The following is a 20,070-nucleotide window of genomic DNA, read 5'->3' as shown; positions in this document are numbered from 1 at the left end:
AATAATTTCCAGATCAACGCCAGCCGGGATTTTGCTCCATATTGGGATTGGCGTTTATTTCATCGTACGGAATGGGCATGATGAAACGGTTGTGCGGATAGGTGTAAGTGGTTTGTGCGTCTGACTGAATATTCACCACATCCTTGCGCTTCCTGTTCAGGTCAAACAGGCGGTTGCCTTCAAAGGCCAGCTCTTTCCGCCGTTCCAGCAGCACACGGTCTACGAGGTCCTGTCCGCTCAGGGCTACATCAGCAGCCTGCGGGTCTGCCCGTTTAACGATGGTATTCAGGTCTGCCAGCGCGCCCGCCTGGTGAGAGGCGTCTGTGAGCGCCAGCTCTGCTCTTGCTTCCGCGCGTATCAGGTATACTTCCGCCTTTCTCAGCACTTTGGGATTGTCATCTTTGGTACCCACGCCATTGGGGTACTTTTTGATGAAATACGCCTGCGCCTCCCCGCCTGTGCGCACGCCGGGCACTATCAGCTTGCGGCGAACGTCTGTGGCGGTGTAGGTATCATACAGGTCTTTGGTGGCCAGCAGGTCTCCGTAACCGGTCTGCTCAGTGAAGTAGCCGATGCCGTCCGAGCCGGAATTGCTGGTGGAAGTGTTCCCGATTTCCAGGATAGACTCCGCGGTGAACTTGGCCGCCCAGCCGGCTACGTAGTTCTGGTTCGTCAGCAAAGTATAAGTGGCATTGTCTATCACTTTGGTGGCATACAGTTCCGCATTCACCCAGTCTTCCTGGTACAGGTATACCTTGGCCAGCAGCGCCTGTGCCGCGGCCAGCGTGAAGCGGCCGTTCTTTTTGCTGTTGTCCAGCAGCGTTTCCGCCTGCTTCAGGTCTGCAATGATCTGCTGGTAGCTTTTGGCTACCGTTTCACGGGCGGGGTAGATGATCTGGTTGGCCGGTTCCGTGTAGATGGGTATACCGGGGTGAGATGCATCTGCCGTAAAGCGGTAGGGCTGCGCAAAGAAGCGTACCATGTCAAAGAATGCCAGCGCGCGGCAGGCATACAGCTCGCCAATGATCTGGTTGGCCTGTGGCTGATCTGCGGCGGAGAAGTTGATGGTACGGCTGGCTGCCAGCGCCAGGTTGGCATTGGCCACCACCTGGTTCATCAGTTGCCAGGCGCCGGTGACGTAAGAGTCTCCGTTGGTCACGGTAAACCGGTCTTCGTTGAGGTACCGGCCGGAATTCTTGATGCTGATAAAACTGTTGTCAGACATCAGCTCCGGTATCAGCGTGAACGTACGGTTATAATAATTGGCCTGCTTGAAGAGGCTATATACGCCCGTGGAAGCCGTAGTGAGGGATTCCAGGTCGGAGATGTGATCAAAGTCTATTGCCTGGGGATTTTTCAATTCCAGGAAGCTCTTGCCGCAACCGGCGGCCAGCAATGCTGCCCCGGCTATGATTACCGGCAATGCACATTTATGCAGCGTTCGCATTACCCTGGCTGTAATTCTTTCCATAAACTATGTATTGACGGTTTATAGTGATAAGTTGACGCCCACCGCATACTGTCTTGAAATGGGCAGATTCTGGTCGAGGATGCCGCTGATGTCCACTTCAGGATCGTAGGGCAGGTACGGATCGCGGATATAGGTATAGAGGTTATTGCCCCTTACGTATACCTGCGCTCCTTTCACTACCTGTGTTAACGGGCCTTTCAGCGGTACCTGGTAAGACAGCGTTACTTCCCGCAGGCGGATGTAGCTGCCATCGTACAGGAAGCGGGTGGAAGACTGGCCGGTGAGCCCTGACTGTGTACCGCGGTACATCATCTTGGGATATTTGGCATTGTCTCCGGGCTGTTTCCAGTGGTGGTTGTAGGTCATACGGCTCATCTGCGCCGTTTCCGCCAGGCCGGCGGAACCGTCTGACTGGGTGTATTGGCCCCAGTTATCATAGATATAATTGCCCCAGTTGAAATAGATGAGGGCAGACAGCGAAAGTCCTTTGTAAGAGAAGGTATTGGTGAACCCGCCGAAGAACCGCGGCAGTGCGCTCATGCCTTCCTGTTTGAAGGGGGCCGCCTGGTTGAAGGTATTGGTGGTAGCGGATTTGGAGGCATTAGTATACCAGAGCGCCTCCCCTGTTTGGGGGTCTACGCCGGCATAGCCGCGCAGGTAGAACTGGTAGAAGTCCCCGCCTATCTGCCGCAGGTACACGCCCTGCACCTTGCTGGAATCCTGGTACTTGAGGATCTTGTTCTTCTGGGTGGAAATGTTGAAGCTGCTGTTCCACGCAAAGCCGCCGGCCGTTTTCGGCTTAACGGGCTGCCCGTTAAGGGTAAATTCCCAGCCGTAGTTCTTCATGGAGCCTACGTTGTAATTCAGGGAGCTCACGCCGTTTTCCATGGGCACCGGCATGTCCTGGAACAATTTATCCGTACGGCGGGTGTACCAGTCAATGGCGCCGGAGAGGCGGCCGCGCAGCAGTTCAAACTCCAGCCCTACGTCAAGCGGGCGGTTCTCTTCCCAGGTGAGCATGCCGCTTTCTATCTGCGCAATGATGAAGCCCGGCAGGTTCATATAGTTGGCGCCGCCGAGCAGGTAGCCTTGCGCACCATAATACTCTCCCAGCTGGCTGCCGCTCAAGCCGTAGCTCACGCGCAGTTTCAGCCGGTCTACCCAACTCACGTTCGTCATAAAGTTTTCCTTCTCAATATTCCAGGCCGCGCCGGCAGACCAGAAGTTGGCCCAGCGCACCAGGCTGCCGAAACGGGAAGAACCGTCTCTCCTGCCGGTGAGGTTCAGGTAATATTTCTGATCGTAATTGAAGCTGGTGTTCACAAAGTAGGAAGCCAGGGTGGCCGCTGCCTTGTAGCTCCAGGCAATGAACGGCTCGGAAGCGTTGCCCAGGGTGTACAGGTCTTCGGCGGCAAAATTGTTGGCTTGTGTGCTGACCCTTTTCAGGTTGCGGCGCGCGGCTTCCTGCCCTACTGTGGCATTAATGCCCAGGCCGCCCAGCTGTTTGTTGAACTTGAGGAGGTTAGACACCGTCCAGTTATGCCACAGGGTGCTGTACTCAGACCCTCTGCCGTTGGTGCCCCTGCCGTCCGGCCAAAGCGGGCTCCAGTAACGGTAATCATCAGAATAATGAAGGTCGATGCCCAGCTTGGACTCTGCGGAAAGGTAGTCTGTCAGCTGCAGCTGCGCGCCTACGTTACCGATGGCCTGGTAAATGCTGGTTTCGTATTTATTCTCGTTCCTTACCACTTCCGGGTTGTGCGTGATCAGGGGGTTGTACTCCCCTGTTTCCGTATAGGGCGAAAGCCAGGGCACCAGCCTGTACAGGCCGCGTACCGGGTTTTGACCCAGGCCTGCCGCGGGCACGGTGCTCAGCCGCTGAGACGCCAGGTTAATGGAGCCGTTGAAGCTGAGCCGGTTGCTGGCCTTGTGGTTCACGGACAGGCGGCCGGTTTTCCGGTCAAACCATTGCCCGCGGGTAACAGCGTCTTGCTTGTAATAACCTCCTGAGAGGAAGAACTTCGTTTTATCATTACCGCCGGAGGCAGAGATGTTGTATTGCTGGTATTGGCCGGTTTGTGTGATCACGTCCATCCAGTCCGTATTGACATCGGGTTTCAGGCCCTGGCTCACCAGGTACTGGAGGGCCGCATCTGGCGTAGTGATGTTATTCACCTTGCGGTTGATCACGCCTTCTATCAGCATGGATGTCATTTCCGCTGTGCTCAGCGGCTTGTTACGGGAGGAAGTGGCCATCTGGTTAATGCCGTAGTTGGCCGAAGCGGATATTTTTGTTTTGCCCGCCGCACCTTTTTTGGTAGTGATGAGAATAACGCCGTTAGCGCCTTGCGAGCCGTAGATGGCCGCGGCGGAAGCGTCTTTCAGCACGGTGATGGACTCAATATCGTTCGGGTTGATGCCCGCGCCGGAGTTGGATGAAGTAGCCAGCGTAGTGATTTCCTGCGTAAGCATGGGCACCCCGTCTACCACGTACAAAGGCGTGTTGATACCACTGAAAGAGCTGATGCCCCTGAGCCGCACGGTAGGCGCGGCGCCGGGCTGGCCGGTAGACTCCATTACCTGCAAACCGGCTACGTTGCCCTGCAGGGATTGCTGGTAAGAAGGGCGTGACCTGTCTTCCAGCTGCTCGCTCTTTACCGTGGTGGCAGAGCCGGTATAGGAAGCGCGGCTTTGCGTACCGTAAGGCACTACCAGCACTTCATCTATCTGCCTGGCCGCCGGTTTCATGATCACGGTCAATTCACCGTCTCCCGTGCGGGATACAGACGCGTCTTTCCCGCCGGTTAAACGAACGGCGCCGTTCTGCTGGAAATGGGCCGTCAGCTCCTGGGTGGCATATCCCACAAACGTGATCACGATCACTGCGCCTTCTTTCACGCCGTTCAGCTGAAAGCGGCCCTGTTCATTAGACTGCGCGCCTTTGGAGCTGCCTTTGATAAAAATGCTGGCGCCCCATACCGGCTCTCCTGCCGGTGTGATGAGGCGGCCTGAAATATCCCCTTTTACAGAATCGGCCGTGGCGGCCTGGCGGAAGGAAGAGGTGGCACTGCGTGACAGGATGATCGTTTTGTTCACGATCTTGTAAGATACCGGCTGGTCTTTCAGGCACAGCTTCAGCACATCTTCCAGGGGACTGTTGTTCACCTGTACGGTAATGCGCTGCGTGGGCCGTATATCACTGTCAAAGTAGACGAAGTTATACCCCGTCTGCTTCTTTATTTCCCGGAACACGCGGGAAATGGGCGCGTCTTTCTCGTTAATGGTGAGTACCTGTGTGTATCCTCTGGCACTAGCGGAAAGACACCCGATCAGTAAAAAGATCGTGGACAGTTTCATGGCGCGGATCACATTGTGTTTAAAAATTTCATGAAGAAGAGTGACGCGGGGAAGCGCATTGCGCCATCTTCTGACAGGCAACTTCTTGGTTAAAGTCATATCTTTGCCGGGTCCCGGTTACCCCCGGGACTGGTTTGGGTGAATAAAAGAGAACAGTCGTACGAGATTGTATTTCCCGGTGCAAATCGGAAGCTTACCCAAATTCCGGCCGTTCCGTCTGATCCACGGAACGGCTTTTTCTGGATGTCCGTTATTTGCCCCGGTGCTGCGTTAATCCCCCGCTGTCTTGCACCGCCGGCATTGCGCCGTAATAAACTTGATTTTGGTCATGTTGCATATACTCTGAATTTATTTAGGAATGACGATCACTTTTCTTCCCTGTATCTCAAACCCTACGCGGCCGGTCAGCTCCAGCATATGGAACAGCTCCGAGGCATTGACGCTCCGGGAAACATCTCCGGAAAGCGTGCCGGTCACTTTGCCGCGGTATTCCACCTCCAGGTCATACCACCGGGCCGCCTGGCGCATTACCGTCTCAATGTCTGCGCCGCTGAAATAGAAGTCTCCCTGTTTCCAGGCGGTTACCTGCTCCAGTTCAGGGCGCGTAGTGGTCAGCTTTCCTGCCGCCGTTACAGATGCCTGTTCTCCCGGTCTCAAAATATGCGGGCCTTTCTGCGCCGCGCCGGGCAATTGTACCTGTACCGCGCCCTCCAGCAGGGTGATTTTGGTATCTGCTTCTTCTTCGTAAGCATTAATATTAAAATGCGTGCCCAGTACTTCTGTTTGTACGCCGCGTGCCGTTACTACAAACTGCTGGCCCGCGTGCTTAGCCACTTCGAAATACCCTTCTCCCTTCAGCTCCACGCTGCGTTTTTTCCCGTTGAACACTACGGGATAGGTGAGCGAGGAACCTGCGTTCAGCCACACGCGGGAACCGTCTGCCAGCGCAATGGTCACCACCTGGCTGCCGCGGGGGTTGTTCAGCGTATTGTACACCGGTTCTCCCGTTCCGGGGCCCGGCGCTGCGTCTTTATACGCTACCTGGCCGCCTCCCAGCTTCACCAGCTGCGCATGCGCCTGAGACGCCGTTGTACCGTTGGCCATACTGTCAAGCACCAGCTGCGAGCCGTCTGCCAGGGTGATGGTAGCGCGGTTGGAGCGTGGCGCCTGTACATCCTGCACAATGGGCGCGGGCCCTTTTTTTGCCCCGTTGCCACCGCCACGGTACAGCAGGAAGGCCGTTCCTGCAATAACCACCAGCGCTGCGGCGGCCCACCAGCCGCGGTTGCTCCACATAGCTACCCGCCTGCCGGCCGGCAACCCTGCTTTGTTCCTGATCTGTTCCAGCAGCCGCTTCTCCTGCTCCTCTTCTCCTGCCACGAAAGCGGCCGGTATGTGAACAGGGTCTTCCAATCCTTTATTGTACCAGTTTTCCAATTGCTGCCGCTCTGACGATGTAATAGATCCGTCCATCAGCTTCCGGATAAGCTCCTGATAATAGGCGAGATCTTCCCCGTTGTTTCCGGCCATAACGCGTTTGTTTTCCTATAAGTAAGAAAACGACGGGCTTCCCCCTATGCCAATAAAAAAAAAAATTATAAGATCCCTACCAGAGACAGCAGGGAACGGAGCGCTGCATGTAAGTGCTTCAGCGCTTTGGTGATCTGGTTTTCTACCGTTTTTTCGGAAATATCCAGCGTGCGGGCAATTTCTTTATGCGTAAGGCCGGCATTGCGGCTGAGCTCATACACCAGCCTGCAGCGCTCCGGCAGCTGCGCCGTTACCTGGTGCACCTGCTCTTCCAGCGCCTTGTAATCATAAGCCGGCTCTACCTGCGCGGTGTCGGGAACGGCTTCCTGCCGGCAGATACGCTGGCGGTGCTGCTTATCAAAATAAACGTATACCTGGAATTTAACGGCGCCGGCCAGAAAGGCTTTCAGAGAATGGCGGATACTGATCACCGTTCTCCGTTTCCAGAGGTCGGCAAATATCTCCTGCACAATTTCTTCGGCATCTGCCAGCACACCCGTTTTATTGGCGGCTACTGCAAATAGCAGTTTCCAGTAGCGCTGGTAAATTTCGGTGAAAGCGGCCTCGTCGCCATCCTGCAGCAAGGAGAATAACTGCTCGTCAGTATAAGAATGGTACTGCGTATTCAATAACGGCCAGTTTTCTGAATAATCCTCAAATTTAGCGATAAGATAATAATTAATCTGCAAAACAAATATATTTGTAGCCAAATAACTACTCAATGAAAGCCAATAGCAGTAAAAAAACATTGTCTGCCGCAGAACGCGAAGAACTGTTCAAAACTCTGAAGGCGCGTTTTGAGAAAAACAAACACCGTCACAAAGGCATTGAATGGGCAAAGGTGCAGGAGAAGCTGGAAGCCAGTGCAAAAAAACTGCGGTCTCTTTATGAAATGGAAGAAACCGGCGGGGAACCGGATGTAGTTGCTTATGATAAAAAAACAGGCGAATACGTTTTTTACGATTGCGCTCCGGAAACCCCTAAAGGCCGCCGGAACGTTTGCTACGACCATGAGGCCCTGGAAGCCAGGAAAGAGCACAAGCCGGAAAACAGCGCAGTGGAGATGGCCGCAGACATGGGCATTGAGCTTCTGACAGAAGAAGAATACCGGCAGCTGCAGGAACTGGGCAACTTCGATACCAAAACCTCCAGCTGGATAAAAACACCGGCAGACATCCGGAAGCTGGATGGCGCCCTGTTTTGTGACCGCCGCTACGGCCATGTTTTTGTATACCATAACGGCGCGCAGTCATACTACGGCGTGAGGGGCTTCCGCGGCTCGCTGCGGGTCTAAATACCGCACCGGCGGCTCAATAAAATTGGATAGTCCGGGCTCGCAACAGGGGCCCCGGACTATTTTTTCATCCACTTACTTTGAAATACAAAGCACTTTTCATTACCTTTGGAGTAACGGACATATTCCACCAGGCCGGTCAGGGAAACTGCAGCAACAACAAACCATCACCTCATCCAAATCTCAAGTTATGGGAACGCACCACATTCGCGCCCCGTATGGCGGCGCCATCACTAAAACCTTCCTCCTCACCCTGCTGGCGCTGGCGGCATGCTCCGCCGGTTTTGCACAATGGCCCGGCAAAGGCAAGCTGGATGCGTTCTTTGACCGGCTGGCGGAAAAGAACAAGGCCATGGGGAGCCTCTGCATCTCCAGGGACGGTCATACCCTGTACCACCGCAGCATCGGCTACAGCTACGTGAACGGCGCTTACAGGAAACCGCTGACCGACGCCACACGGCTCCGCATTGGTTCCGTCTCGAAAATGTTCACAGCCACCATGGTGCTCCAGCTGGTAGAAGAAGGGAAACTACAGCTGACAGATACGCTCGGCCGCTTCTTCCCGCAGCTTCCGAATGCGGGCAAGGTCACCATGCTGCATTTGCTTGCGCACCGCAGCGGCATGCCCGGCATCCAGGACGGGTCTGGCAGAACAAAGCCCAAAACGCACGATGAAATACTGGCGCAGATGGCCAGGGGCACACCTGCTTTTGAGCCGGGCACACAGTATGCCTACAGTAACAGCGGCTACATTGTGCTGGGTTATATCATAGAGAAGCTGACAGGCAAAAGCTACGAGGAAGCTTTGCAGGAAAGGGTGGCTGCAAAAGCAGGGCTCAAGGATACCCATGCCGGCACCGGTTATACGGATACCAGCAAAAATGAAGGTTTTTCATATCAGTACCTGGGAGACTGGCAGCAGGAAAAAGAAACCCATCTCAGCATTCCCGGCGGCGCGGGCGCCCTGCTTTCCACGGCGGCAGACCTGGCCCGGTTCATCAACGCGCTGTTCAGCCTGCAGCTGGTTTCAAATGAGAGCCTCCGCCAGATGAAGGAAAACGAATTGGGCATGGCTACCTTTACCTATAACAACAAAACCTTCTACGGGCATACGGGCGGTATAGACAATTTCGGCGCATGGCTGATGTACCAGCCGGAAGAAAAGCTGGCAGTGGCCTACGCCACCAATGCCAAGGTATACCCCGTCGGCAATATCATAGACGGCATTACCAGTATTTATTATGACCAGCCTTTCACCGTCCCTGCTTTCGAAACAGTAGTGGTCAGTTCAGACCTGCTGGATAAATATACTGGTGTATACGCCAACCCGGAAGCGCCTGCAACATTCACCGTAACAAGAGACGGCGGCAAGCTGCTTATTCAGCTGCCGGATAAGTCTGTTGTTCCGCTGGACCCGGTTAGCCAGAACAGGTTCAAAGCCGGGTCTTTCCCGCTGGAGTTCAGGTTTGACGCCGGGAAAAACGAGATGACCATTATCAGGGACGGCCGGGAACGGGTGTTTACCAAAGAAAAGATGTAACGCCATTCAACCACACCCCAAACCACTGATTGCAAGATCATTAAGCCCCCGTTTTACGGGGGTTTAATGCTTTTCACCCGCCCGTTTCTGAAAAAAATAATAAAAAGTTCAAATCCCGCATTATATTTGTCTACAAATTTGGTAGACTATATAGACTAATTACTTAGCATCCACAATAATCAACATGAAAAAAGCACTTTCTCTCCTGTTCCTCACCACCCTCCTGGTCAACGCCGCACTTGCACAAAAAGTCATCAAAGGCGTTGTAAGGGGCGAAAAAGGATCTCCCGTTCCCGGCGCCACCATTAGCCTCAAGGGCTCCACCAACCATGCCATTGCAGACAACAAGGGCCAGTTCAGCCTGCAAACCTACGCCCCTTTCCCAATTGGCCTGGCCATCAGCTCTATTGGTTTCACCACCCGCGAAGTGGAGGTAACCGAACAGAACCTGCAAACGCTGGAAATCATTCTGACGGTAGACAACCGCCAGCTCAACGAAGTATCTGTTACGGCCCGCCGCCGCAATGAAAAGATTCAGAGCGTGCCCATTGCCATTTCCGTGGTACGCGGCGGCGTTATTGAAGATGCGGGCGCTTTTAACGTGAACCGCGTAAAGGAGCTGATACCTTCCGTGCAGCTCTATTCCTCCAACCCGCGCAACACCACGCTCAACATCCGCGGCCTCGGCTCTACCTTCGGCCTTACGAATGACGGCATTGACCCCGGCGTGGGCTTTTACCTGGACGGCGTGTATTATGCCCGCCCCGCAGCCACTACGTTCGATTTTGTAGACGTAGAGCAGATAGAAGTGCTGCGCGGCCCGCAGGGTACGCTGTTTGGCAAGAACACTACGGCCGGCGCCCTCAACATCACCACCCGCAAACCTTCCTTCACGCCCGGCGCCACCGCGGAAGTAAGCTATGGCAACTATGGCTACATCCAGGCCAAAGGCTCCATTACCGGTGGTATTGGCAGCAAGCTGGCGGGCAGGGTGTCTTTCTCCGGCACGCAGCGGGACGGTACTATCTATAACGTAACTTCCATGAAGTATGTGAATGATATCAACAACATCGGCGGGCGGGCGCAATTGCTCTATACGCTTACTGACCGCGTAAGCCTCACGCTCACGGGAGACGCATCCCGCCAGCGCCCCGAAGGGTACGCGCAGGTAGTAGCCGGTGTGGTAAAAACGCAGCGGCCTGATTACCGGCAATTCGATGCCATCATTGCAGACCTGAAATACCAGCTGCCCAGCCGCAACCCGTTTGACAGGCTGATAGATCACAACACCACCTGGCGCTCCGGTAACGACCAGGGCGGCGTATCGCTCAACCTGGATGCCAAGATAGGCAACGGTACCCTCACCGCCACTTCGGCCTGGCGCTACTGGAACTGGGACCCGTCTAACGACCGCGACTTTACCGCCCTGCCTGTGCTGACGCTCTCCCAGGCCACTTCCAAACACAAACAATGGTCTCAGGAAGTACGCTACGCAGGTAACTTCTCTTCCAAACTGAGCGGCGTAATAGGTGTGTTCGTGATAGGGCAAGACCTTAAAACAGACCCTGTACACATTGAAGAATCAGGCGCCGCGCAATGGCGGTTCTCACAAAACTCCACCAGCGAACTGTGGAAAACACCCGGACTGCTGGAAGGCTACGGCATCCGCACCACCTCCCGCCTGCAAACGCTCAGCGCCGCCGTGTTCGGCCAGCTGGACTGGGCCATCACAGACAAGCTGCACGTATTGCCGGGCCTGCGGTATAATTATGACGACAAGAAAGTGGACTTCAACCGCAAAACGTACGGCGGCCTTGAAACCACAGACCCCGCCCTGCTGGCGCTGAAAGCGGTAGTATATACAGACCAGGCGTTCATTGCCAATACAGACAACACCAACCTTTCCGGGCAGCTCACCGTTTCTTACAAAGCCAATAACAACATCAATACCTACGCCACCTTCTCCACCAACTACAAGCCCGTAGGCCTCAACCTGGGCGGCCTGCCTACCGCCGGCGGCAAACCCATGCTGGAGCTGGCGGAGATCAAGCCTGAATATGTGCAGCATTACGAAGCAGGCATCAAAACCACGCCAACCGCTTCCAGCACGCTGAACCTCGCTGTTTACAATACAGACATCAGGGATTTCCAGACGCAGGTGCAAACGGCCGAGCTGGGCGTAAACCGCGGCTACCTGGCCAATGCGGAAAAGGTACAGGTGCGCGGCGTGGAGCTGGACGGTAACGTGCGGTTCAACAATCACTTCTCGCTCTTTGGTGCGGTAGCGTATACAGACGGCAAGTACAAATCTTTCAAGAACGCGCCCGTGCCGCTGGAAGAAACCGGCGGCCCCAGCGCCTTCAAAGACATCTCCGGCAGCAAGCTGCCCGGTATTTCAGACTGGACGGTAACGCTGGGCGGCGAAGCTTCTACCGGCGGCAAGTTCCTCGGCCAGGGCGGCCGCTACTTCCTGGCACTGGACGGTTACTACCGCTCCCAATTTTCTTCCAGCCCCTCTCCTTCGCCCTATCTTAACGTAGACGGCTATGCGCTGTTCAACGGCAGGCTCGGCTTCCGCGCCACCAAAGGCGTGTCTGTGTTTGTATGGGGGCGCAACCTCTTCGGCAAGGATTACTTCGAGCAATTGCTGGTGGCGGCCGGCAATGCGGGGCACTATGCCGGCGTGCTGGGAGACCCCAGGACATACGGCGTAACGCTGCGTTACAACTTCAGCCTGGGCAACAACTAAACGCCTGTTTTGCCAATAAAAAGAGCCGGAAGGAGATTATCCTTCCGGCTCTTGCATTACAAGGCAGGGCTTATTGCCAGCCGGGGTTCTGATCTAGCCGGGTATTCATCTGCATGTCAGACAAGGGTATGGGATAGAGGTATTTCTTGTCTTCCCATTTCCGCTCAATATTGGTCAGCCAGGTGATCTCTCCTTTTGTGCCTTCAGACAGCCTTTGCGGGTTTACGTTTCCATTAGGTAGCGTGGGAGATACGTTCACGAACGTAACGCCTTTGATGGGCGCCGGCGCGGCGCCGCTGTAGAACAGCACGTCGTTTTGCCCGTCTCCGTTGAGGTCCATCGGTTTGTTCAGCTCCGCCACATAAAACCCGTTCCAGGTCTGGGTGAGCAGGTTGCCCAGCTTCCAGCGGATAAGGTCGGGGAAACGGAGGCCTTCCCAGGCCAGCTCTATGCCGCGTTCACGCCTGATCTCCAGCAGCGCGGGGTCTGTAATGTCTTTAAAATAATTGGCCTGCAGGTATGGATCTGCTACCACGGGTTTGGTGGTGAGGCCGCCGGTGATGCCCGCCCTTGCGCGCAGTGCCCCAATGGTGGCCGCCCAGTCCGCATCAGTGAGCGTGCCCAGCTCCGCCTTTGCTTCGGCCAGGTTGAGCAGTATTTCTGCGTAGCGGATGATGGAAATGGAGTTGTCGTTCAGCGTGCCGCCGTCCAGCTTCACATCATCCAGGCACCATTTGATGGGCTGGTAACCCGTGTAGGTGTAAGAGAACACGGGAGGCGCGGCTTCCGGCGCGCCGCCGTTGATGCGCATGTAGTTGCCCATGCGGATGGTTTGCTGCAGGCGCTTGTCGCGGTTCTTCACTTCTTCTGCAAACGGCATGGTTTGATAACCGGGCGTGGCGGTGAAGGGCGTACCATCTATTTTGAGATAGGTGTTCACGAAGGTGCGGGTGAAGCTCAGGCGGGAACCGTAGGTGGCGGATGTCCAGTACCAGTTGGCATCATTCAGCACTTTCTGTGTGGCGTCACATACGTTGGAGAGAATGATTTCCGTGGTTACAGGCAGCTGGCTGGTGAACAGCTGGCGGTAAGAGAGGTCTGTACTGCCGGCAGTATTGAGCTTGAAACCACCGTCTTTGATCAGCGCGGCAGATGCGTTCACCGCTTCCGTGAGCCACTCGTTGGCGGTATTGCCCAGGCCTTCGGCCAACCCGCCCGCAGCGGAATGGTATTTCCGGAAGGTGCCTTCAAACAGGCAGATGCGGGATTTGAAGGCCAGCGCTACGTATTTGGTCACCATGCTGCGCGTGGCGTCTGTGCTGGTGACGTTGGCAATGGCAAAATCAAGGTCTGCCAGCACGGAGTCCATCACCAGCTTGCGGGGGTCTTGTTTCTTGTACAGTTGCGCCGAATCGGAAATGCCGATGGTTTTGCCGTACCAGGGCACATTGCCGAAACGCTTCACTTTCTCAAAGTAGAACACCGCCCTGAAGAAACGGGCAATGCCGATGTAGTTCTGCTTCACTGCATCCGGCACGGCGGGGTGCGTGCAGTTCTCAATGAAGTAGTTGATGTTTCTCAACGCGCCCCAATCCCAGCCGGAGCTTTGCTGTGAGGAAAAACCGTTGGCCGTGAGAAAGGTGGGCACGTCTGTTCTGGCGGCGTAGTCTGCCATGTTATCCGCCCTTACTACGTCATTGGCAGCAGGCAGGCTGTTGTAGAATGATGCGGCATAGAGCTGCAGGCCCTTTTCGCTGCTGAACACGGCCTCCTTGGAAGCAGTGGCCTTCGGGTCCTGGTCTATTTTTTTGCAGCCGTAAATGAATGTTGCGCTGATGGCTATGGACAGGATGATCTTTTTCATGTTGTTCTCGTATTTGGTGTGATGAACTAGAAACCTACATTGAGGCCGAACGTGATGCCTTTCAGCATGGGATAGTTATTGCCGTTACCGTTGCTGCCGTTGGTCAGCACGCGGTCTGAGCCCAGGATGTTCTCCACGTCCAGGTTGTGCGTTACCCTGTACATGGGAGACCATGTCCAGATATTGTCCGCAGACACATATACGCGTACCATGCGGAGCTTCACCTTGTCAAGCAAAGCGGCGGGAATGCTGTACCCCAGCTGTACGTTCTTCAGCCGGATGTACGCTACGTTCTGCAGGTACTTTGTTTGCGCCACGTTCAGCGAGCGGCCGGTGCCCTGGGCAATGTAACCCCTCAGGCGGGGGAAGTAGGTGTTGGGATTTTCTTCAGACCATATTTCGCTCACCATTTCCGCGGGCACGCGGTTGTACGGCCTGTTGTATGGGCCCCAGAAAGCGTCTGCCTCCGCGCCGGGCCACCAGTCTTGCTTGCCTACGCCCTGGAAAAACACACCGGCAAAGAAGTTGTTCCAGTCAAAATCGAACAGCGCACCGTAGGAATAGCGGGGCTGGGAGTTGCCGATGATGCGCCTGTCTCCCGGATCGCTCAGGGTATTGCCGCCCGTGTTGATCACCCCGTCTTTGTTCAGGTCAAGGAACTTGATGTCTCCCACCAGCGTGGTGCCGGAATTGGAGCTTTTGATGAGCGTCTGTTTGGAGGCTTCGTTGATATTATCTTTCGTGAAGAAGCCATCTGTTACATACCCCCAGATGTCTCCCAGCTTCTGGCCTACATAGTAATCATCCAGCCGCTTGTTGGGGTTGTTGAAGCGGGTAATCTCCGCCTGGTAATCTGCCAGCGAGAGCCGGATGCCGTAGCCGAAGCGTTTGCCGGCCACCATGCCTGCATCCCGCCATGCCGCCACTACTTCCCAGCCTTTGGTGCGCATGTCTGCATAGTTGCCCTTGGGCACGTCCGTACCGAACACTTTCGGCAGCTGCGGCCCTGCGGTGAACATGTCTGTTGTATTGCGCAGGTACCAGTCTGCATTTACCTGCAGCCGGTTTTTGAGGAAGGCGATGTCCAGCCCGATGTCTGTGGTGGTAGCTTTCTCCCAGGTAAGGTTATCCGGCAATACGGTGGGCTGCCCGGTGGTTTGCGGCCGGGTGCCGGCCAGCATGCGGCCGCTCTGGGAAATCCTGAACTGCTCAATAAAAGAATAGGGCGCAATGGCGCCGTTGCCCAGCGAACCATAGGAGCCTCTTACCTTCAGGTCTGAAATAATATTATCGCTCACTTGCCAGAATGGCTCTCTTGACACTCTCCACCCTGCAGATACGGAGGGAAAGAAAGCATACCGCTTGCTGGCGGGGAATTTGGAAGACCCGTCGTACCGGCCGTTCACTTCCAGCAGGTAACGCTCGTCAAACACATAGTTGACGCGAAAAAAGCCCCCGCGTACATTCCAGTGCTCATACGGCCCGCCGGTGGTAATGGAGGTGCCCAGCGCCAGGTTAATGCTTTCCGCATCGTCAAAAATAAGGCCGTTGCGCTGCGCGTTCAGCCCTTTATAGGTAGACTGCTCATAGTTGAAGCCGGCCAGCAGCTTGAGGCTGTGTTTTTTGGCCAGCAGCTTTTCGTATTCCGCGTACAGGTTAGACGCCAGGTACTGCGTTTCGTTGTAGGTTTCTCCAATGTCATTGGTGGCCACGCCTACATATTCCACCACACCGGGTTTGCGGCTGTAAGGCACGGGCACGCGCGTCATGGTGCTGTTATCGTCAAAATCCTGCACGGTGAAATCTCCCTTGATGCGCAGGCTCTTGTCCAGGAACTCCGCTACAAAGGAAGTACGGTTGCGGAGAATGCGGGTATCGAAATCGATGCCGTTCTTGCCGTAATAAAAATCGCCTACCGTATAAGCCGCGGAGTAAGACAGGTTGCCGTCAGGGTTCAGCAGCGGTGACATTTCATGCCCTTCGTCCGCAATGTTCCGCCAGATGGCGCCTCCCTCCCCTACGTTCAGCGGGTTGTGGTAGAGCATGTTGGAATAGTCTATGTTATTTTCCACGCGCAGCCAGGGCAATACCTGCACGGCGCCTTTGGCGCGGAAGTTATACATCTTGTAATCATCACTATTGAAGCGGAAGAGCCCCTTCTGCCCGTAGTAGCGGCCGGTGATCATGAAACTCGCCTTGTCTGTGGCGCCGCTCACCGCCACGTTGTGGTCCATGGCGGTGGTATGGTCTTTATACAGCAGGCCGTACCAGTCTGTGTTATCATAATACACATATTCGCCGTTGGCGTTAACGTCTACTTTCGGCAGCGAAGGGTCTTCGTTGCGGCGTTTCAGCTCTGCCAGGTATTCCTGCGAAAAACGCACGGTTTTGTTCACGTTCTGCGGGAACTGCGAATAATCGTTCCAGGCGCTCCAGGCATCATTGAAGATGCGGGCAAACTCATAGCCGTTGGTAACGTACCGCGGCCGCACTACGGGAGATTTGAAGGCGTAGTTGCCGGTGTAGGTAATGGTAGTTCTCCCTTCTACCGGTACCTTGGTGGTGATCAGCACTACGCCGAAAGCGCCGCGCGCCCCGTAGATAGCTGCCGAGGCCGCATCTTTCAGTACGGTTACAGTGGCCACGTCTGCCGGGTTGATGAGGCTGGGGTTACCCTCCACCCCGTCTATCAGCACCAGTGCGTTGCCGCCCTGGCCAATAGACGTATTGCCCCTGATGTTGAAGGCGGGAGATTGTGTGGGTTTGCCGTCTCCCATTACCAGGTTGAGGTTGGGCACCATACCCTGCAGCCCCTGTGAAAGGTTAGGCAGGGAGCGGTTCTCCAGCACCTTGCCAGACACCTGGTCTACCGCGCCGGTAAGGTTGGCTTTCTTTTGGGTGGAGTAGCCCACCACTACCAGCTCGTCTTTCAGCAGCTTTGCCGGTTCCAGGTTTACCGCCAGCTCCGGCTGGCCGCTGCCTACGGTTACGGGGTCTATGATGCGGGTCTCAAAGCCCACGTAAGATATCCGGAGGGAATAAGTGTTGCCGGCGGGGAGGTCTGTAAAGGAAAAGCGGCCGTCCACGTTGGTTTGCAAGCCTTTCCTGAGCTTGGTTGCCTTGTTCTCGAGAATCACGGTAACGCCCACAAGCGGCCTCGCCTGGTCATCTCTCACCAGACCTTTTAAAACGTGTTGTGCAAACAAAAAAGATGGCGTGAGCAGCATTAGCAGTACTGCAATGAATAGAGATCTCGATTTCATGTGGCAGGAGTTTAAAAGTGTAAAATTGAGGAACGGGCTTTACGGGAATCTTAAGAATACTTTATATATTCATTAACAATCCATAACGCGGTCTGGAAATTCAGGAACGTGGAAAAAACCGTAAAACCGGTCCGGCAGGGTTACATTGGGGCATTGTCTTCAGGGCCAACTGCCGGATAGGGTATATCTCAAATCTACGCCTAAAAGGGTATTCAAACAAGCGTCTTTTCTTAAACGCTGATGCCCGGAGCAGCCAAGCGCCCCGGGCATCAGCAGCCATCCGTCACCCGCCTGCCTATTGCACTGTTACAGTGCTGCCGGCCTGCGCTCCCGTGGGCAATGTAACAGCTATAGTACGGTCATTTACTTTCAGTTGCAGGGACGCCAGTTTCTGCGTAGGCTCTGCTACCGTCAGCGCGGTTACCGCGGCGCCGTCTGCCTTGATCATCACTATGCAGGGCTGCGTGGCCGCCAGCGTTAACCGGTCGTTGACCTTCACAGATCCTGCTTCGTAAAACACCACGCCTGTTCTTTGCAGGCCGGTATGCTGCACGGCCTGCAACGCGGGCGTATTGGCCAGTATTTTCACCGGCATGTTTTTGCTGTACGCCGCGGCAGACGCCGTGCTGGTGTTTGGCACGGCCACCCATGCATAACTGGCATTTTGCGGCTGTACGCCATGGTCCAGCCAGAGGGAAAACACATGTTCACGCACGGTGGCGGTGGTAGCCCAGGCCTGGTGGGTAATTTGCCGCCAGTTGCCCGTAGCCTCCCCGTTTGTGATATTCACACCGGCCGGCTGCGGGAATACATAGGCCACACTGTCATGCCACACCCAGGAAACGTTCTGCAGCGCGTGTTTACCCGTTTTCAGCGTGGTGGTCTTGTTGTTTGCACCCACCGCCACCTGTTTGTTCAGCAAACACTGGTTGAGGGTGGTGAGCACCGGCAGAGCGGTGTCTGCATGAATGCCTGCGCCCAGGCAAACAATTTCGTTGTCAAAAAAGAACCAGGCCTTGTGCGCTTTGAGCGGGTCATGCACGCTGGCAAAATCAAATGCGGCCGCGCCGTACACACCATCGCTCACGCCGCCGGCAAAATGTGTACGGCCTTTTTTGGCCAGCTGCTTCCAGTGCGGTACGTCTGCCTTTTGCAGGATGGTAGCCCCCGGTATCTTTTGCCAGTCCCATACAGGATAGATATTGAAATACTCCTGGCCGGTGCGCGATATAAAAAACGAACCGTCTCCATAATGATGGTTTTTGATGCCTTCTTCATTATGCGGCTCTTCCATGTTATTGGCGCGGGCGGAATGCATGCGCACAGATGCGTAGTAATTGGGACGTTGATGGGTGTAGTAGTGCGAGTACCAGAAGTACCGGTCTCTTGTCAGATCAGCCTTCACCTCTCCCCTGCGGATGCGGACCACGTTTTCCAGTTCGGCGGCCCTGTACTTTGTAGCGGCCAGCAGGTTTTCCGGCACTTCGGTACCTTCTTTCCGCAGGGCGTTTCTCCGGCTTACGTCCCGGTTCATGGCGCCCGGGTCCGGATAGGTGGCGTACACGAGCGATTGGCAGATGCCATCCAGGTAATAATCCACCAGCAGCTTCATGGCCTCTTCCGGGAAGGAGAACTGCGTGCCTTGTATCTTGGCCGCCCAGTAGGCAAAAGAGGCCGCAAAGTTGGAGCCATAGGTAAGGGTGGATATCACATTGTCTGTACGGTGATGAAAGCTCATATCCGGCTTGAGGCCGCGGCCGGTGCTGGTCTTGATCTCCGCCGCCATCACCCTGATAACGCGCTGCAGCGTATCCGGGTTGTTGGTGAACAGGGCCTGCTTGCCCAGCATGCCGGCAATAGGCATCAGGTCTCCGCCGGGGCGGGCGCCGAAGGTTTCCAGGTTGGCCCTGCGGGCAATGCGCAGGCCTTCTACGCGCTGTTTTTCCGTCAGGCTGCTGTCCATCACCAGCAGAATGTTGATCATCTGGCTGGGCGTGCCCATTTCGTTCCACCACCAGTTCTGGCAGCGGAAGTCTTTCTCCAGCCAGAGATCAAGCGCGGCTGAAAAGGTCTTTTTCACCGCCGCGTTATTGAGGAAGGGAGAGCCGGGTTTCTTGTAGGCACGGGCCAGCGCCAGCATGTTGCCCAGGTGTTCCGCATGCTGGAAGCCGGTACGGGAAACATCTTCATAGTTGATGTTGGGCCAGGTGCCGTCTGCCTTGATGGTGCGCATCAGCTGCGTGATGGCTGCGGCGTTTACAGGGGGCTCCAGCAGGTCTCCCACCATGCGTGTTTTAATAACCTGTATATCTTGCGCGTGGCTGTTGAAGCAGGATGCCAGTACGAATAAAGCAATGGCCAGTGCAGTAGCGAGTCTTTGCATAATACGTGGAATTTTTTTTCAAGCAGTCACAAAATAATTTTTTTCACCGGCTTTTTACAGCGCAAATTATCATTGTTCCCGGAGGCACCCCGCTGTCCTGGAAACAGGACTGTTCCGGTCCCGGAAACGGGACTGCCGAAATTTGCAAACAGTCCCGGAAACGGGACGGTGATTTGTACCGGCTTGTTTTTTATACCCTTAAAACCACGCACTCCCTATGACCTAAATACAAAAAACGGGACTGAAAACGGGGTCCCGGATGGCAAAAATGACGTTTTGGAGGTGGGAAGACGCCGTTAACGCATCATACAACCCCCTTTTTAAGCCGTCCTAAGGCTGGCAACCCATTGGGAGGGCGAACCCCCGCCCGCCTCCCCTCAAGGAAAAAACGGGCTTTAAACGGCGCAAAATACGGTAGCCTCCCCCCGCAGGCCGGCCCCCCAGGTACCTGAAAGGCAGTTTCTGTTACCCCCCTATGTAATCCGGAATCAGGCTCTGTCTTGAGCATTGTCAACCAATATCAGGGTCACATCCTAAAATAGGTTTACACCCAAAAATGTAAACCAATGAATCAATTAAAAAGAAGGGGCCGTCGTAGTATCCATGATTTGGCCTTTAA

10 protein-coding genes are annotated in these 20,070 nt (G+C 55.1%); 3 read left to right on the top strand and 7 right to left on the bottom strand.

Annotation, left to right across the window (positions count from 1 at the left end; genetic code table 11):
- Positions 1-13: 13 nt before the first annotated feature.
- From ABDW36_RS19430 to ABDW36_RS19415, 4 genes are all read right to left on the bottom strand, one after another.
- Positions 14-1,471: a RagB/SusD family nutrient uptake outer membrane protein gene (locus tag ABDW36_RS19430; RefSeq protein WP_343703582.1), complete on the bottom strand. Its 1,458-nt coding sequence runs from the start codon at positions 1,469-1,471 to the stop codon at positions 14-16.
- A gap of 18 nt (positions 1,472-1,489) precedes the next feature.
- Positions 1,490-4,828, bottom strand: a complete 3,339-nt coding sequence (locus ABDW36_RS19425; protein WP_343703581.1) for a TonB-dependent receptor — start codon at positions 4,826-4,828, stop codon at positions 1,490-1,492.
- Positions 4,829-5,176: 348 nt separating this feature from the next.
- On the bottom strand, positions 5,177-6,358 hold the full coding sequence (locus tag ABDW36_RS19420; protein ID WP_343703580.1) for a FecR domain-containing protein: 1,182 nt from the start codon (positions 6,356-6,358) through the stop codon (positions 5,177-5,179).
- Between the two features lie 65 nt (positions 6,359-6,423).
- Positions 6,424-6,987 carry a sigma-70 family RNA polymerase sigma factor gene (locus ABDW36_RS19415; RefSeq protein WP_343703579.1) on the bottom strand — a complete coding sequence of 188 codons (564 nt, stop codon included), beginning with the start codon at positions 6,985-6,987 and terminating at the stop codon, positions 6,424-6,426.
- A 92-nt stretch (positions 6,988-7,079) separates the two neighbouring features.
- On the opposite strand from ABDW36_RS19415, the gene ABDW36_RS19410 reads away from it, so the two are divergent.
- From ABDW36_RS19410 to ABDW36_RS19400, 3 genes are all read left to right on the top strand, one after another.
- The gene (locus tag ABDW36_RS19410; protein ID WP_343703578.1) at positions 7,080-7,652 is read left to right on the top strand and encodes a DUF4256 domain-containing protein; all 573 of its coding nucleotides are present in this window, start codon (positions 7,080-7,082) and stop codon (positions 7,650-7,652) included.
- A gap of 190 nt (positions 7,653-7,842) precedes the next feature.
- On the top strand, positions 7,843-9,192 hold the full coding sequence (locus ABDW36_RS19405) for a serine hydrolase domain-containing protein (RefSeq protein ID WP_343703577.1): 1,350 nt from the start codon (positions 7,843-7,845) through the stop codon (positions 9,190-9,192).
- A gap of 184 nt (positions 9,193-9,376) precedes the next feature.
- Positions 9,377-11,941 carry a TonB-dependent receptor gene (locus ABDW36_RS19400; RefSeq protein WP_343703576.1) on the top strand — a complete coding sequence of 855 codons (2,565 nt, stop codon included), beginning with the start codon at positions 9,377-9,379 and terminating at the stop codon, positions 11,939-11,941.
- A gap of 70 nt (positions 11,942-12,011) precedes the next feature.
- On the opposite strand, the gene ABDW36_RS19395 is transcribed toward ABDW36_RS19400, so the two are convergent.
- The 3 genes from ABDW36_RS19395 to ABDW36_RS19385 form a co-directional block, all read right to left on the bottom strand.
- A complete protein-coding gene (locus ABDW36_RS19395; RefSeq protein WP_343703575.1) occupies positions 12,012-13,805 on the bottom strand; it encodes a RagB/SusD family nutrient uptake outer membrane protein in 1,794 nt (597 codons plus the stop codon).
- 26 nt (positions 13,806-13,831) lie between these two features.
- On the bottom strand, positions 13,832-17,068 hold the full coding sequence (locus tag ABDW36_RS19390; protein WP_343703574.1) for a SusC/RagA family TonB-linked outer membrane protein: 3,237 nt from the start codon (positions 17,066-17,068) through the stop codon (positions 13,832-13,834).
- Positions 17,069-17,363: 295 nt separating this feature from the next.
- A complete protein-coding gene (locus ABDW36_RS19385; RefSeq protein ID WP_343703573.1) occupies positions 17,364-19,451 on the bottom strand; it encodes a polysaccharide lyase family 8 super-sandwich domain-containing protein in 2,088 nt (695 codons plus the stop codon).
- Positions 19,452-20,070 lie beyond the last annotated feature (619 nt).

It is taken from the genome of Chitinophaga sp., from assembly GCF_039596455.1.
In the GTDB taxonomy this organism is placed as follows: Bacteria; Bacteroidota; Bacteroidia; order Chitinophagales; family Chitinophagaceae; genus Chitinophaga.
Note: the sequence above shows the minus strand (reverse complement) of the source record. Positions and strands in the feature narration are given on the sequence as shown.

Excerpts from the sequence above, each read along its gene's own strand:
- ABDW36_RS19395 (WP_343703575.1), bottom strand. The coding sequence starts at position 13,805 with ATGAAAAAGATCATCCTGTCCATAGCCATCAGCGCAACATTCATTTAC.
- ABDW36_RS19430 (WP_343703582.1), bottom strand. The coding sequence starts at position 1,471 with ATGGAAAGAATTACAGCCAGGGTAATGCGAACGCTGCATAAATGTGCA.
- ABDW36_RS19390 (WP_343703574.1), bottom strand. The coding sequence starts at position 17,068 with ATGAAATCGAGATCTCTATTCATTGCAGTACTGCTAATGCTGCTCACG.
- ABDW36_RS19410 (WP_343703578.1), top strand. The coding sequence starts at position 7,080 with ATGAAAGCCAATAGCAGTAAAAAAACATTGTCTGCCGCAGAACGCGAA.
- ABDW36_RS19405 (WP_343703577.1), top strand. The coding sequence starts at position 7,843 with ATGGGAACGCACCACATTCGCGCCCCGTATGGCGGCGCCATCACTAAA.
- ABDW36_RS19400 (WP_343703576.1), top strand. The coding sequence starts at position 9,377 with ATGAAAAAAGCACTTTCTCTCCTGTTCCTCACCACCCTCCTGGTCAAC.
- ABDW36_RS19425 (WP_343703581.1), bottom strand. The coding sequence starts at position 4,828 with ATGAAACTGTCCACGATCTTTTTACTGATCGGGTGTCTTTCCGCTAGT.
- ABDW36_RS19385 (WP_343703573.1), bottom strand. The coding sequence starts at position 19,451 with ATGCAAAGACTCGCTACTGCACTGGCCATTGCTTTATTCGTACTGGCA.
- ABDW36_RS19420 (WP_343703580.1), bottom strand. The coding sequence starts at position 6,358 with ATGGCCGGAAACAACGGGGAAGATCTCGCCTATTATCAGGAGCTTATC.